This is a genomic window from Pseudomonas sp. 3MA1 (genome assembly GCF_029237275.1).
GTDB classification, from domain to species: domain Bacteria; phylum Pseudomonadota; class Gammaproteobacteria; order Pseudomonadales; family Pseudomonadaceae; genus Aquipseudomonas; species Aquipseudomonas fluorescens_AP.
In genome coordinates this window covers 57,986-72,477 of the sequence record NZ_JAACFX010000006.1, presented here as the reverse complement: position 1 = coordinate 72,477, position 14,492 = coordinate 57,986, and the positions used below count along the sequence as shown (strand labels likewise).

Sequence of the window (14,492 nt, the reverse complement as noted above, 5' to 3'; positions counted from 1 at the left end):
CATGCTGGCCTATATCGTTCGTCGACTGCTGCTGATCATCCCCACACTGCTGGGCATCCTGCTGATCAACTTCGTGATCATCCAGGCTGCCCCCGGCGGGCCGGTGGAGCAGATGATCGCCAAGCTCGAAGGCTTCGACGGCGCCACCAGCCGCATCGCCGGCGGCGGCGCCGAAGTATCGGTGGCCGGTTCCAGCTACCGCGGCGCCCAGGGCCTGGACCCGGCGCTGATCAAGGAAATCGAGCACATGTACGGCTTCGACAAGTCGGCGCCGGAACGCCTGTGGATCATGATCAAGAACTACGCCACCCTGGATTTCGGCAACAGCTTCTTCCGTGACGCCAAGGTGGTGGACCTGATCAAGGAAAAGATGCCGGTGTCCATCTCCCTCGGGCTCTGGAGCACCCTGATCATGTACCTGGTGTCGATCCCCCTGGGGATCGCCAAGGCCACCCGCCACGGTAGCCACTTCGATGTCTGGACCAGCTCGGCGATCATCGTCGGCTATGCGATCCCGGCCTTCCTGTTCGCCATCCTGCTGATCGTGGTGTTCGCCGGCGGCAGCTATTTCAACTGGTTCCCGTTGCGCGGCCTGACCTCCAACGACTTCGACCAGCTGAGCTGGGGGCGCAAGATCCTCGACTACTTCTGGCACCTGGCGCTGCCGGTCACCGCCCTGGTGATCGGCCACTTCGCCACCATGACCCTGCTGACCAAGAACAGCTTCCTCGACGAGATCAACAAGCAGTACGTGGTCACCGCAAAGGCCAAGGGCCTGACCCAGCGCCGGGTGCTCTACGGCCACGTGTTCCGCAACGCCATGCTGCTGGTGATCGCCGGCTTTCCCTCGGCTTTCATCGGCATCTTCTTCACCGGGTCCCTGCTGGTGGAGGTGATCTTCTCCCTCGACGGCCTGGGCCTGATGAGCTTCGAGGCGGCGATCAACCGCGACTACCCGGTGGTGTTCGGCACCCTGTTCATCTTCACCCTGCTGGGGCTGGTGGTGAAACTGATCGGCGACCTGACCTACACCCTGGTCGACCCACGCATCGACTTCGACAGCCGGGAGCATTGAGATGAACCTGTCCCCCCTCAATCGCCGGCGCTTCGAGCGCTTCAAGGCCAACAAGCGCGGCTGGTGGTCGCTGTGGCTGTTTTTGGTGCTGTTCATCCTCAGCCTGGGCGCCGAGCTGATCGCCAACGACAAGCCGCTGGTGGTGCACTACGAAGGCGGCTGGTACTTCCCGGCCCTCAAGCGCTACCCGGAAACCACCTTCGGCGGCGAATTCCCCCTGGAAGCCAACTACAAGAGCCCCTACATCCGCGAGCTGCTGGCGCAGAAGGACGCCTGGGTGCTGTGGGCGCCGATCCCCTTCAGCTACCAGAGCATCAACTACGACCTGCGGGTGCCGGCCCCGGCGCCGCCCTCGGCGGACAACCTGCTGGGCACCGACGACCAGGGCCGCGATGTGCTGGCCCGGGTCATCTACGGCTTTCGCATCTCGGTGCTGTTCGCCCTGACCCTGACCATCCTCAGCTCGATCATCGGGGTGATCGCCGGCGCCCTGCAGGGCTTCTACGGCGGCTGGGTGGACCTGGCCGGGCAGCGCTTCCTGGAAATCTGGTCCGGGCTGCCGGTGCTCTACCTGCTGATCATCCTCGCCAGCTTCGTGCAACCGAACTTCTGGTGGCTGCTGGGGATCATGCTGCTGTTTTCCTGGATGAGTCTGGTGGACGTGGTGCGCGCCGAGTTCCTGCGCGGGCGCAACCTGGAATACGTGCGCGCGGCCCGGGCCCTGGGCATGCAGAACGGCGCCATCATGTTCCGCCACATCCTGCCCAACGCCATGGTCTCCACCATGACCTTCATGCCGTTCATCCTCACCGGCGCCATCGGCACCCTCACCGCCCTGGACTTCCTCGGCTTCGGCCTGCCGCCGGGGGCGCCATCCCTGGGTGAGCTGGTGGCTCAGGGCAAGTCCAACCTGCAGGCGCCCTGGCTGGGCATCAGCGCCTTTGCCGTGCTGGCGATCATGCTCAGCCTGCTGGTGTTTATCGGCGAATCCGCCCGCGATGCCTTCGACCCGAGGAAATGACATGACCCAGGACACTCTGATCGAAGTCCGCGACCTGGCGGTGGAGTTCGTCGCCGGCGCCCAGTGCCAGCGCGTGGTGGAAGGCATCAGCTTCGACATCAAGCGCGGCGAAACCCTGGCCCTGGTGGGCGAGAGCGGCTCCGGCAAATCGGTGACCGCGCACTCGATCCTGCGCCTTTTGCCCTATCCCCTGGCCCAGCACCCATCCGGCAGCATCCAGTATTCCGGGCACGACCTGCTGACCCTGAACGAGAAGACCATTCGCCACATTCGCGGCAACCGCATCGCGATGATCTTCCAGGAGCCCATGACCTCGCTGAACCCGCTGCACAGCATCGAAAAGCAGATCAACGAAGTGCTGGGCATCCACAAGGGCCTGACCGGCAAGGTCGCCAGCAAGCGCACCCTGGAGCTGCTGGAACTGGTGGGCATTCCCGAGCCGCACAAGCGCCTCAAGGCCCTGCCCCACGAACTGTCCGGCGGCCAGCGGCAACGGGTGATGATCGCCATGGCCCTGGCCAACGAGCCGGAGCTGCTGATCGCCGACGAACCGACCACGGCGCTGGATGTCACGGTGCAGTTGAAGATCCTCGAACTGCTCAAGGAACTGCAGGCGCGCCTGGGCATGGCCTTGCTGCTGATCAGCCACGACTTGAACCTGGTGCGGCGCATTGCCCACCGGGTCTGCGTGATGCAGAAAGGGCGCATCGTCGAACAGGCGTCCTGCGAGGAGCTGTTCCGCGCGCCGCAGCACCCCTACACCCGGGAATTGCTGGCCGCGGAGCCCAGCGGCACCCCGGCGAACAACCCGATCGGCCCGCCGTTGCTGGAAGTGGACAACCTCAAGGTCTGGTTCCCGATCAAGAAGGGCCTGCTGCGCAGCACCGTGGATCACGTCAAGGCCGTGGACGGCATCCACTTCAGCCTGCCCCAGGGCCAGACCCTGGGCATCGTCGGCGAAAGCGGCTCGGGCAAGTCGACCCTGGGCCTGGCGATCCTGCGCCTGATCGCCAGCCAGGGCGGCATTCGTTTCGAGGGCCAGCAGCTGGACGCCTTGTCCCAGCAACAAGTGCGGCCGCTGCGGCGGGAAATGCAGGTGGTGTTCCAGGACCCCTTCGGCAGCCTCAGCCCGCGCATGAGCGTGAGCCAGATCGTCGGCGAAGGCCTGCGCATCCACAAGATCGGCAGCGAACAGGAGCAGGAACAGGCCATCATCGAAGCCCTCAAGGAAGTCGGCCTGGACCCGGACACCCGGCATCGCTACCCCCATGAGTTCTCCGGCGGCCAACGCCAGCGCATCGCCATCGCCCGGGCCCTGGTGCTCAAGCCGCGGCTGATCCTGCTGGACGAGCCGACCTCGGCCCTGGACCGCACCGTACAGCGCCAGGTGGTGGAACTGCTGCGCAACCTGCAACGCAAGTACAACCTGACCTACCTGTTCATCAGCCATGACCTGGCGGTGGTCAAGGCCCTGAGCCACCAGTTGATGGTGATCAAGCACGGCCAGGTGGTGGAACAGGGTGACGCACGGCATATCTTCGACGCCCCGCAACACCCTTACACACAACAACTGCTGGAAGCCGCCTTCCTGGCTCCGGCACACACCCAATAACCTGCAACAGGAGTAGCAATTTATGGGTTTTCTCGCTGGGAAGCGTGTCCTGATCGTCGGTGTCGCCAGCAAGCTGTCGATCGCCTCCGGCATTGCCGCCGCCATGCACCGTGAAGGCGCCGAGCTGGCCTTCACTTATCAGAATGAAAAACTCAAGGGCCGGGTCGAGGAGTTCGCCGCCGGCTGGGGCTCCAGCGCCGAGCTGTGCTTCCCTTGCGACGTGGCCAGCGATGAACAGATCGCCCAGGTGTTCACCGAGCTGGGCAAGAAATGGGACGGCCTGGACTGCATCGTCCACTCCGTGGGCTTCGCCCCCGGCGATCAGCTCGAAGGCGACTTCACCGATGCCACCACCCGCGAAGGCTTTCGCATTGCCCACGACATCAGCGCCTACAGCTTCGTGGCCCTGGCCAAGGCGGGCCGGGAGCTGATGAAGGGCCGCAACGGCAGCCTGCTGACCCTGTCCTACCTGGGTGCCGAGCGCACCATGCCCAACTACAACGTGATGGGCATGGCCAAGGCCTCGCTGGAAGCCGGCGTGCGCTACCTGGCCGGCTCCCTGGGCCCGGAAGGCACTCGGGTCAACGCCGTCTCCGCCGGGCCGATCCGCACCCTGGCCGCCTCGGGGATCAAGAACTTCCGCAAGATGCTGGCGGCCAACGAAGCCCAGACACCCCTGCGGCGCAACGTCACCATCGAGGAAGTCGGCAACGCCGGCGCCTTCCTCTGCTCGGACCTGGCCTCGGGCATCAGCGGCGAGATCCTGTACGTGGACGGCGGCTTCAACACCACCGCCATGGGCAATCTCGACGAGTGATCGCTGGCTGCGGCGAGGGGGCTTGCGCCCTCGCCACCCTGCCCCCTCCCGCTCATTGCAAAGGCCGAACATGAAGCTGTGCTATCTGTTGCTCGTACTTCTTCTAGCCGGCTGCGACCACACTCAAGATAAAGTCCCGAATAAAACCCGGAGCAGCGTCGCACGCCTGCACATCCCCTTGGGCACACCGGTTGCCGAGTTCCTGGAAAAGAGCCCGGTGAGCTTTACCGCCGACTGCCTGGATGCGGTCAACCTATGTTGGTATGAGGCGGATCGTCAGGGAGCACTCCTTGACCTGAGCCTGGCACAGCCCGAGGGCACGCTTGAACTGGATCAGGTGGCCGGGCTCTTGATTGCCGTTGATGGCAATACCTCAAACACCATCCAGGCATTGAACATCGACCTTCGCGGGCTGCCGGACAACAGCACTCACAAGGCCAACAAGGCGCTTGTCTATAACCTTCTCAGGACGTTGAAGAACGCTGGATGGCAAAAATACTACTTCCCTTCCGACCCCCGAATAGCCGCTGGCGAGTTGCACAAGCTGGACTGGAAGGAAAGCCTCCTGGGTACCCAGCCACTCAGCCACCCGCTGTTCGATGCCAACCATGAGATGAGCCTTGAGCAGTGGCTGGGCAACAACATGTTCTATGACTGGTATCTCTATCACGGCAACTACATTGCGCATGTCCGAGCCCTGCGCTACGACTCGAAAAGCGCCCCCCCTGCAAAGCGCTGTCTACTTGATAAGCCTGAACCTGATGTCCCTGGACACGTTCTGGACCCGCGACTTTGCAGAGGCACAAAGAGCCCAATGGAGAACCCTGTTCCCTGCGCATTTGAAAGAACGGCTGCAACGTCGCTCAGAAGTTGAAAGCCGAGCCAGGGCGGCCGGGGTCGACATCGAGGAAAGCTATAGCCCACCGCTGATGGAGCGCGGCCAATAGCGCCCTGCCACTGACGCCCTTCCCTGCCCCGCGTCACCGGGCAGGGCTTGGCGACAGCAACCCTCAGCGAGCCCGCTTGCCAGCCTGCTTGTGCAGGTACATGGCCTTGTCGGCGTCCGCCAGCAACGCCTCGATACCGGGGTGACGCTCGGGGTGGTAGTCGACCTGACCGACACTGAAGTGGATGTCATAGCCACGCTTCAAGGTGGCATTGCGCTCGTCGAGGATCTCCCGTAGGCGCGCCATGATCGCCGAGGTCTCGACATGGTCGGCGGCGGTCAGCAGGGCGACGAACTCATCGCCGCCCAGGCGGCCGATCACGTCGCTGTCGCGAAAGGCGATGCGCAACACATCGGCGAAGGTCTTCAAGGCGCCGTCGCCTTCGGCATGGCCATAGGTGTCGTTGATCTGCTTGAAGTCGTTGAGGTCGAAGAACAGCAGGGTCGCGGTTCTGTTCAGCCGCTGGCAGGCCCCCAGGGCATGCCGCGCCAGGGCCTCGAAGCCGCGGCGATTGGACAGCAGGGTCAGCTCATCCATGCTGGCCATCTGCACCGCCACCAGCTCCTGCTCGGCCATGTGCGCCAGGTCCCGCAGCAGGGCACAGTCTTCGTCATTCATCTCGCGGGGCTTGATGTCGATCAGGCACAAGGTGCCGAGCCGGCTGCCATTGGCCACGGTCAGCGGGCAACCGGCATAGAAGCGGATGCCCGGGGGCCCCACCACCAGCGGGTTGTCGTGAAAGCGCAGGTCCAGCACGGCGTCGCTGACGGTGAGAATCTGGTCGCTGAGGATGGTGTGGCCACAGAAGGAAACGTCCCGCGGTGTCTGGCGGGCATCCAGGCCCATGCTGGACTTGAACCATTGCCGGTCGGCATCCACCAGGCTGACCAGGGCAATCGGCACGTTGAACAGGCGCTTGGCCAGCCGGGTCACCCGGTCGAAGCGCTCCTGCGGCGAGGTGTCGAGGATGTTCAGCTCGCGCAGGGTCTGGAGTCTCAAGACCTCATTGCCGGGCTTGCGGGGACGCAACATCGCTGACTCCATTCGCGGTTAAGACACAGAGCGTAGTCCAGATCGCGACGGCGTCTCTCAGCGGCGCGTCCCCGAGCCCGTGGATCAAGCGCCCTCAGAGCCGGGGGCTCAGCAGAATCCGCCCGTAGCCCGCCACAAACAGCGCGAACGCCAGCGCCGCCAGCAACGCCGAAAGGCCCAGCCCCAGGCTGTTGAACGGCACCAGCAGAACCCGGCACACGGCTGCCAGGAACAGCAGCGCAAAACCGCCGGCCATGGCCCGCGACACCTGCAGCGGCCGGCCGCTGTGCCCGAGGCTGACCCGCGCCACCATGGCCAGCACCAGTCCGCCCAGGCCACCCACCGCCAGGGCATGGGTCACCAGGCTCTGCGGCACGGCCCAGCCCAGGTGCCAGAGGGCCATGCCCAGGGTGGCCAGGGCCAGCCACAGGTACGCCAGGTACAGCGACCAGAGCAACGGCAGGCGCCACAGGCCCAGGTGGTGCCAGCGCCACAGGCGCCACAGGTGCAAGGCCGCCAGCAGGACGAACAATGGGGCCAGCCAGAGCTGAGGCGCGTCGCCGCCTCCCAGGGCCATGGACAGGGCCGCCAGTAGGCTACCGACCAGCAACAGTCGGGTCGGCCAGGGCGACCCGGCCGGTGTCGGCGGCAGATTGAGGCCACGCTGGATAAAGAACGGGATGACCCGGCCACCGATCACCGTCATCAGGGTCGCCACCAGCCACAACGCCCCCAGTTCGCCGCGCCGCTGCCAAAGCTCCTGATGGCCCAGCAGGCCCCACAAGGCCAGCCCCTGAAACAGCGCAAGCAGCCCCAGGATCACCACGATAGGGTAGTTGTCGCGCTTGCCGGCGCGCCACAGTTCGTGCCCCACTACCCCGGCCAGCGCCGGCATGAACGCCAACTGCAGCACCAGGAACAACGGCGCCGGCAGCGGCAGCCACCAGGCCAGCCGCGCCAGCAGCCAGGCCAGCCACAACAGGATCAACGGCGTGCGACTGAGCCCCGGGCGCCCGGTCCAGTTGGCCACCGCCGTCAGCAGGAACCCGGCAATGATGGCCACACAAAAACCGAACAGCATCTCGTGGCGGTGCCAGGCCAGCATCCCACCCACCGGCTGGTGCCCGCTCCAGCCCCCGTGCAGCCACAGGCCCCAGCCCATCAGGGCGATACAGGCGAAAGCGGCTCCCGTCAGGAAAAACGGCCGGAAGCCCAGGCTCCACAACGGCTGTGCGGCCCATTGCCGCCAACGTTCATGCAAGGACACAGGCAACCCTCCCCCGGTTCAGGACAGACAATGGCCAATTGCAGTAGCGGATCATCGTGGGGCTCCTCGGCCAATCAGTGGCGATATAACCCATCCCCATCACGATTCATGCCAGCGCCAGATCTGCCGCAAACCGGGGGCCTGGGTCGCGAACAGTCTTTTTGACAACGACTGGAAAAGGTCATTAAGACACCAATCAAGTCAATATGACCGCTCATTCCCAGCTGCGTTTTGCCCGCCGCAAGCGTAGATTGGCATCCCCAGCCCCTCTGCCGCACAAGGATGTCTTCGTTGCCCTCCACCCCTCGCCTTCCGTCCGAGAAAAGCCTGTCGCGCCTGTTGCTGGAGTTGCTCTGGCAGTTGTGCGCCCTGCTGGTACCGATTTTCTTCGTCACCTTGCTGCCCCCGGCCCTGGCCCTGGCCGCGGTGCTCGGTTGTGCCGCGGGCATGGCCCTGGCGGCGCGCCTGGGTTGGCTCAGAACCGCTCGCGCCATGGCCCGGCTGATGATCAGTGCGACGTTTGGCCTGGGTTTCAGCCTGGGCCGGGCCCTGCCGGCGTACTGGGACATCGCGGCAGCCTTCGCCAGCATCGTTGCCGGGCTGGCCGCGGTCAGTCATCTGGAACGTCGCCTGGGCCTGGTGCAGCCCCCGGCCACGCCGGTCAGCGCCTGGGGCGGCGGCGAACCGCAGCAGACCCCGGAAGGCCTGCCGATCCGGGTGTTCAACCACGGCGAGATCGCCATGGGCGGGCCGACCTATTGCGATTACCTGTTTCCGGATGGCGTGCTGCTGCAAGGGCTAGGTTCGTCGGCACGCTTCTCCAGCGACGGACGCTACTTCGCCGCGCCCTTGCCATCGCGCCAACAGTGGTGCCTGGCGATCCTCGACCGCTCGTTGCGCCGGCTGTACCGCTGCGACCACGGCGAGTTCTGGGAGCTGGACGCCTTCGCCGAAGACCGCCTGAGCGGGCGGCACAGCCCCCTGGTGAATAACGACTCGCGCCACGCCAGCCTGGCCGCGCTGCTGGACGGCGCCGAAGCGATCGACCTGGTGGCGGTGGCCGATCTGTGGCTGGAGCCCGGCGCCTGGGTCGACAACCTGGCCCGGCAGAGCTTCGAGGAACAGTCCCCGGACGGGCGTCACCGGCTCCAGGCCCGGATGCTCCTGCCCAGCCGCCTGCGAGACTTGCCCCAACCGCTGGAGCAGCTGCGGGCGCCGCCTTACCAACTGAGCCTGGACGGCCAGCCCAGTGGCCTGCTGATCAGCGCCGACAGCCCTCGTTGCTGGAGCCGCGACAGCCGCTCCCTGGCCTGCAGCGCATGGGAGGAACAACACCCCGAGCTGGCAAGCAACTGGCTGTGGCAGGCGGACCAGGGCTGGCGCCCGCTGCCGGCACCCTGGGTCGCCAGCCCGGCGGAACCGTCCTTTTACCCCGGCCCCCTGCTGGAGCTGGACAGCCGCTACCTGCGCCACGCCGCCTACCTGGACTGCGCCGAAGCCGACCACGGGCGCTACGGCTATCGCCTGCACAGCATCCACAGCGACACCGAAACCGGCGTCGGCCACGACCTTGAAGGCTGCCTGCAGGTCGCGCCCCTGCCCCTGGCGCGGACCCGACTGCGCCAGCCCCTGGACAGCGGCGGCGGCCGCGGTGACAGCCAGATCGAGTCGGCGCCGCTGCTGGATGACCAGCGGGCGCTGTTCAGTTGGCTGGCCGAAGATCAGTGGGGCCTGGGCGCCTATGAATGCCGGATCGGCGACTGGCAACTGCCCGGGCGCTGGCTGTTGGACCATCGGGTGTCCGACTGCGGGCGTTACCTGGCCCTGCTGCCTTGCGCCCCGCTGCCCCGGGTCAGCGACCGCGCGGTGGTGGCCGACCTGCAGCAGCGACGCCTGCTGCACAGCCCGCCCCTGCTGGCGGCACGCCTGCTGGACTTGCGCCATGGCCAGTTGAGCCTGGCGGTGATCGTCGGGCGCCTCGACCAGAACCTGCCGAGCAGCCCCCTGCGCCGCTTCAACCAGCCGGCGCCGGCGCCCGCCAACGCTGCCGCGTTCTGTGCCGAGCAGGACGGCTCGCGGTTGTGCTACCAACGCCAGCGCTTGCAGCTCACCGAACAGCAACTGCTGCCGCTGGCCGACTGGCGCCTGGTGGACCGGCCCCAGGCCGCGGTGGCGGAAGGCGACTTCATCCAGCCGGCTCCCGACGGCCGCGATGCCGCGTGGCTGTTCGGCAGTGACACCGAATACGCCGACAGCTGGCTGCGGGAAACCAGCCCGCGCCTGGGCGGCCACCTGCTCACCGCCAGCGGCTGCGCCCTGACGGATCTGGCACCGTCGCTGATCTGGTCCGCCGATGGCCGCTACCTGGCCGTGACCCGACTGCGCCTCGACGTCGAAGACGGCTACCGCGCCTGGCAGTTGTTGTTGCTGGACGTGCAGCAGCGCAGCCTGCGCATCGCGCCGCAATGGCTGCGCCAGCGGCCGCAGTTCCGGCGTTTCGACCCGCAAGCGCTGGAGTTGCGCCTGTTCGAACGGGATTGGCAGGCCGCGGACGACCCCGATCCGGGCCGCAGCCTGAGCCTGCCCCTGGCCGAGTTGCTCGACCTGCCCGCCCAGGCCCTGGAGCCCCATCAGGGCCTGTGGCTGCTCGCCGCCGACGCGCACCTGGCCGGCGCCTGGCAGGCCTTGCCACGCCCGGACCATCCGGCGTTCCGCCCCACAGCCTGAAGCCGCGCCTCACTCCTCGCGGGCGGCCAGGGCGCCGTGGGCCCGCTGGCTGACAAACCCGGGGATCTGCTCCCCGGGCAGGGACTTGCTGTAGTACCAGCCCTGGATGATCAGCTCCGAGCTTGACTGCAAGAAATCAAGCTGCTCGCGGGTTTCCACCCCTTCCACCACCACCTTGAGCTTGAGCGTCTCGCAAAAGCGCAGCAGGCCGTTGAGCACCTGGGCGCCCTTGGGCTCGCGCTGGGCGAGGACGAAGCTGCGATCGATCTTGATCCCGTCCACCGGAAACTGATGCAGGTAGCTCAAGGCGGAAAAACCGGTGCCGAAGTCATCGATGTAGACCCGCGCGCCCAGGGCATGCAGCTTGCCGATCCATTGCTGGGTCAGCAGGGCATCGCCCACCAGGGCGTCCTCGGTGATCTCCACCGAAACCTGGCCCTGGGCCCAGGCGAGAATCTCCAGCAGACGCCGGCCATGCTCCGCCGAGGCCAGGGTGGCGCTGGAGATATTGATGGTGATGGGCAGTTGGAAGCCGATCTTGCTCCAGGCCAGGTGCTGACGCACCGCCTGGGAGGCGACCCAGAAATCCACCTCAGGCATCAGCCCGGCCTGCCCCAGCCATTGCAACAGCTCCCAGGGCGACTGCACCTTGCCCTCGCCGTCCCGGGCGCGGATCAGCGCCTCGCAGCCGGTGCACAGGCCGCTGTCCTTGGCCACCTGGGGCTGGTACTCCAGGTGAAAGTCGTAGCCGCTCAATTGCTGGATCCGCGCCAGTTGCAGGGACTGCTGCGCGGCCTGGCGGTAGGCCGCCACCATCGGGTCCAGCTCGAACAGCCTGCCGCGCTCCTCCAGGCCACGGAAGGTGGTGTCGAAGGTTTTCAGGTAGACCTGCCCGGCGCCTTCGCCCTGGCGCTGGATGCTGCGCACATAAGGCAGGTAGATCAGGGTGCCGATCCCCAGCAACAGCAGTTGCAGGAGCACCGCGCCCCAGTCGCCCTGGGTGCTCAGGTAGGCATTGAGCAGCACCGGCGAGGTGAAGGGCACGCTGACCAGCGCCGGGCTGACCCAACCCAGCTGCACCACCAGCAGGGCCAGGCAGGCATTGACCATGGGCACCAGCATGAAGGGCACCAGCAGGCGCGGGTTGAGGATGATCGGCAGGCCGAACAGCAGCAGTTCGTTGACGTTGAACAGCGACAGCGCCAGGCTCGCCATGGCCAGCAGGCGCATGGAACGGTTGCGGGAAAACCCCAGGATCGCCAGCACCAGGGCCAGGGACCCGCCGGAGCCACCGATGAAGGCGAAGCACCCCAAGAGGCCGCTGTTGAGGGCAAAGCGCAGGGGTTGCCCGGCGGCATGATCGGCGGCATTGAGGGCCACCGCCTGGTCCAGCACCTCGATCAAGGGCTGCATGGCGTAGGTGCCGTGAATGCCGAAGAACCACAACAGGGAGTTGGTCGAGGTCAGGACGATCGCGTTGAGGTAGGGATGATCCAGGCTGTCGATGTCGAGCGGACGCTGGATGTAGGCAAAGTCGTGGACCTGCAACAACAGCTGCAGCACCGCCACCAGCGCCAGACAGGTCAGCATCCCCGGCAACACCATATTGATGGTGCCCTTGAGGTTGTGCCCCACCAGGCCTTCGTCCACCAGCCGGGTCCAGCGTCGGCGGTGCAGCCAGGCCATGGTCGGGACATTGACCAGGGGCGAGGCGATGGCAATGAACAGCACGAAGGTCGCCGAGGCCAGCGGATAGTCGCGCAGCAGGTAGATGGCGATCACCACATGGGCCAGGCAGAGAAAGGCCACCGGCAGCTGGGGCAGGCGGTGCTGGATCGCCAGCATGTAGCCAATCGACGCCGCCACCAGCAGGGGAATGATCGAACTGATGCGGTTGTGCAGCCCGGTCAGCACGTCCACCAGGGCGTCGGGAGCGCCCAGGGCCTGGGCGCATTGAGCGAGGATCAGGAACAGCGCCGACACCAGCAGGCAAGGCAACAGCCAGAGCAGGCCTTCGCGAATCGAGCGCAACGACTCGGCGCCCGCCAGCAGCGCCAGGCGGTGGGTGAAAAACAGCTTGAACCCCGGTTGCCGCATCGGCCTCTCTCCTCTACCACCGCACGTCCGACCCCTGCAGACGGCCCCCGCCGCGGCCGCCCGGCGTCTGGCGGCGCCGTGGGGCAAACAGGGGGTGCAGGCGAAGATACCACTGTAGAAACCCTGGTCGGCAAGCACTCGATGGCACTGCCTTGAGTGTTTTATCGCCCCTGCGGCGCCAGACTTGACCCCGACGCCGCGCCTCGGGCCGGGCTGCCCCCAACACAACGGCGAATCAATATCATTTGCAGCGTATCAGGGCTTTTGCTTTAATCGCGAGCAATTCCCATTTGCAACGCCACCCGCCACCGGACCACGCCCTTGCCTTCCACGCCGCCCGCCAGCCCCACTCTGGTCCACAACCTCTATGACGCTCATCACCACTGGCTCTATGAACTGTTGCGGCGCCGCCTGAACCACGCTTGGGATGCCGCCGATCTGGCCCACGAGATCTTCGTCCGGGTACTCAAGCGCCCGCCGCAGCTGGACGGCGAGGTGCAGCAGCGCTCCTACCTGGCCACCATCGCCCGCGGCCTGTGCATCGATCACTGGCGGCGCCGCCAGTTGGAACAGGCCTGGCTGCAGGCCCTGGCGGCGCGTCCGCCGGCGTTGCAACCGTCTCCGGAGCAGCGGGCCATCATCGTCGAGACCCTCTACGAAGTGGACGCCCTGCTCGAGCGCCTGCCGCAGCGGGTGCGCGAAGCCTTTCTCCTGGCGCAGTTGCATGGCCGTTCCTACAAGGCCATTGCCGAAGAACTGGGGGTCTCGGAGCGCATGGTGAAGAAATACCTGGCCCAGGCCCTGGTGCATTGCGCGCTGCTGGAGGCCGAACTCGACGGCCTGCTGATCGAGTAGCGGCCCATGAGCGAACACGGCGCCCAGCGCTTGAGCCATGCCAGCCTGCAACAGGCCGCGCACTGGTACGTGCAATTGCAGGACGAGGCCGTCAGCGACGAACAACGCCGCCATTGGCAGGCCTGGCTCGAGCAACACCCGGAACACCGTCGGGCCTGGGGCTACGTCGAGCGGGTCAGCCAGTGCCTGCTACCGCTGCAGGAAGCCGGCGCCCAGCAAGCCGCCGGCCAGGCCCTGCGCGGTGGCCGGCGGGCACCACTGGCGCGGCGCCAGGTGCTCGGCGCACTGGTGTTGCTCGGCCTGGGCTGGGGCACCTGGCGCGGCACGCCGCTGCCCCAGGCACTGGGCCGCTGGCGGGCCGACTACGCCACCGGCACCGGGGAGATCCGCGAGGTCCGGCTCAGCGACGGCACCCACCTCTGGCTCAATGCCCTGAGCGCGCTGGATGTGCGCTACAGCGCCCGGGAGCGCCTGTTGCAACTGCACCAGGGCGAAATCCTCATCGACACCGCCAAGGATCCGCAGCGCCCGTTGCGGGTGGACACCGAACACGGACGGCTGCAGGCCCTGGGCACGCGCTTCAGCGTGCGCCGGGAGGGCGCACGCACCCTGCTCAACGTCTACGCCGGCGCGGTGCAAGTGCACAGCGGCAAGAGCGGCCAGCAGCAACGGGTCGACGCCGGCCAGCAACTGGCCTTCGACGCCGTCGCGCTGGGTCCGCTGCAAGGCGCCAGCGCCGCTCGCGAAGCCTGGAGTCGCGGGCTGCTGCTGGCCGACAACCTGCCACTGGCACAACTGCTCGAAGAGTTGCGGCGCTATCGCCCGGGGCATCTGGGCTGTGACCCGGCCCTGGGTCGATTGCCGGTCATGGGCGCCTTCCCGCTGCACGATTCCGACCAGGCCCTGGCCCTGCTGGAAGCCGCCCTGCCGGTGCGGGTCCAGCGCCTGACGGCCTGGTGGGTGACCCTTGAACCCCGAGCCTGAAAATCCACAGAACATTTTTTTAAGGTTGCGGTTCCCTTTTGTCTTTCTGGTTCGGTTA

At 66.4% G+C, this 14,492-nt stretch carries 11 protein-coding genes; 8 read left to right on the top strand and 3 right to left on the bottom strand.

The genetic code is table 11. The annotated features are described in order from the left end of the window. Window position 1: 1 nt before the first annotated feature. The 5 genes from GWQ44_RS17715 to GWQ44_RS17695 all read left to right on the top strand — a co-directional run bounded on the left by GWQ44_RS17715 (window position 2) and on the right by GWQ44_RS17695 (window position 5,399). Window positions 2-1,075: a microcin C ABC transporter permease YejB gene (locus GWQ44_RS17715; protein WP_016964272.1), complete on the top strand. Its 1,074-nt coding sequence runs from the start codon at window positions 2-4 to the stop codon at window positions 1,073-1,075. A 1-nt stretch (window position 1,076) separates the two neighbouring features. Continuing rightward, window positions 1,077-2,096 carry an ABC transporter permease gene (locus GWQ44_RS17710; RefSeq protein ID WP_092314417.1) on the top strand — a complete coding sequence of 340 codons (1,020 nt, stop codon included), beginning with the start codon at window positions 1,077-1,079 and terminating at the stop codon, window positions 2,094-2,096. A 1-nt stretch (window position 2,097) separates the two neighbouring features. Next, window positions 2,098-3,708: an ABC transporter ATP-binding protein gene (locus GWQ44_RS17705; protein WP_275927909.1), complete on the top strand. Its 1,611-nt coding sequence runs from the start codon at window positions 2,098-2,100 to the stop codon at window positions 3,706-3,708. A 22-nt stretch (window positions 3,709-3,730) separates the two neighbouring features. Continuing rightward, the gene (gene fabI / locus GWQ44_RS17700) at window positions 3,731-4,525 is read left to right on the top strand and encodes an enoyl-ACP reductase FabI (protein WP_047304745.1); all 795 of its coding nucleotides are present in this window, start codon (window positions 3,731-3,733) and stop codon (window positions 4,523-4,525) included. Window positions 4,526-4,595: 70 nt separating this feature from the next. Then, complete coding sequence (locus GWQ44_RS17695) at window positions 4,596-5,399, top strand: hypothetical protein (RefSeq protein WP_275927908.1); 804 nt, start codon at window positions 4,596-4,598, stop codon at window positions 5,397-5,399. 136 nt (window positions 5,400-5,535) lie between these two features. Here the strand turns inward: GWQ44_RS17695 and GWQ44_RS17690 are convergent, their stop codons facing one another. Further along, window positions 5,536-6,504 (bottom strand): sensor domain-containing diguanylate cyclase, encoded by a 969-nt coding sequence (locus tag GWQ44_RS17690; protein ID WP_275927907.1) that lies wholly within the window; start codon window positions 6,502-6,504, stop codon window positions 5,536-5,538. Between the two features lie 94 nt (window positions 6,505-6,598). Then, complete coding sequence (locus GWQ44_RS17685; protein WP_275927906.1) at window positions 6,599-7,771, bottom strand: NnrS family protein; 1,173 nt, start codon at window positions 7,769-7,771, stop codon at window positions 6,599-6,601. A gap of 282 nt (window positions 7,772-8,053) precedes the next feature. Between GWQ44_RS17685 and GWQ44_RS17680 the strand changes: the two genes are divergently transcribed. Next, window positions 8,054-10,498 carry a hypothetical protein gene (locus GWQ44_RS17680; RefSeq protein ID WP_275927905.1) on the top strand — a complete coding sequence of 815 codons (2,445 nt, stop codon included), beginning with the start codon at window positions 8,054-8,056 and terminating at the stop codon, window positions 10,496-10,498. A gap of 9 nt (window positions 10,499-10,507) precedes the next feature. On the opposite strand, the gene GWQ44_RS17675 is transcribed toward GWQ44_RS17680, so the two are convergent. Next, window positions 10,508-12,595 (bottom strand): EAL domain-containing protein, encoded by a 2,088-nt coding sequence (locus GWQ44_RS17675; RefSeq protein ID WP_179596308.1) that lies wholly within the window; start codon window positions 12,593-12,595, stop codon window positions 10,508-10,510. 321 nt (window positions 12,596-12,916) lie between these two features. On the opposite strand from GWQ44_RS17675, the gene GWQ44_RS17670 reads away from it, so the two are divergent. Both GWQ44_RS17670 and GWQ44_RS17665 read left to right on the top strand, forming a co-directional pair. After that, window positions 12,917-13,450, top strand: a complete 534-nt coding sequence (locus GWQ44_RS17670; protein WP_016965158.1) for a sigma-70 family RNA polymerase sigma factor — start codon at window positions 12,917-12,919, stop codon at window positions 13,448-13,450. A gap of 6 nt (window positions 13,451-13,456) precedes the next feature. Further along, the gene (locus GWQ44_RS17665) at window positions 13,457-14,434 is read left to right on the top strand and encodes a FecR domain-containing protein (RefSeq protein ID WP_016965157.1); all 978 of its coding nucleotides are present in this window, start codon (window positions 13,457-13,459) and stop codon (window positions 14,432-14,434) included. The last annotated feature ends 58 nt before the right edge of the window (window positions 14,435-14,492 follow it).

Excerpts from the sequence above, each read along its gene's own strand:
- GWQ44_RS17715 (WP_016964272.1), top strand. The coding sequence starts at position 2 with ATGCTGGCCTATATCGTTCGTCGACTGCTGCTGATCATCCCCACACTG.
- GWQ44_RS17710 (WP_092314417.1), top strand. The coding sequence starts at position 1,077 with ATGAACCTGTCCCCCCTCAATCGCCGGCGCTTCGAGCGCTTCAAGGCC.
- GWQ44_RS17705 (WP_275927909.1), top strand. The coding sequence starts at position 2,098 with ATGACCCAGGACACTCTGATCGAAGTCCGCGACCTGGCGGTGGAGTTC.
- fabI (WP_047304745.1), top strand. The coding sequence starts at position 3,731 with ATGGGTTTTCTCGCTGGGAAGCGTGTCCTGATCGTCGGTGTCGCCAGC.
- GWQ44_RS17695 (WP_275927908.1), top strand. The coding sequence starts at position 4,596 with ATGAAGCTGTGCTATCTGTTGCTCGTACTTCTTCTAGCCGGCTGCGAC.
- GWQ44_RS17690 (WP_275927907.1), bottom strand. The coding sequence starts at position 6,504 with ATGTTGCGTCCCCGCAAGCCCGGCAATGAGGTCTTGAGACTCCAGACC.
- GWQ44_RS17680 (WP_275927905.1), top strand. The coding sequence starts at position 8,054 with ATGTCTTCGTTGCCCTCCACCCCTCGCCTTCCGTCCGAGAAAAGCCTG.
- GWQ44_RS17675 (WP_179596308.1), bottom strand. The coding sequence starts at position 12,595 with ATGCGGCAACCGGGGTTCAAGCTGTTTTTCACCCACCGCCTGGCGCTG.
- GWQ44_RS17665 (WP_016965157.1), top strand. The coding sequence starts at position 13,457 with ATGAGCGAACACGGCGCCCAGCGCTTGAGCCATGCCAGCCTGCAACAG.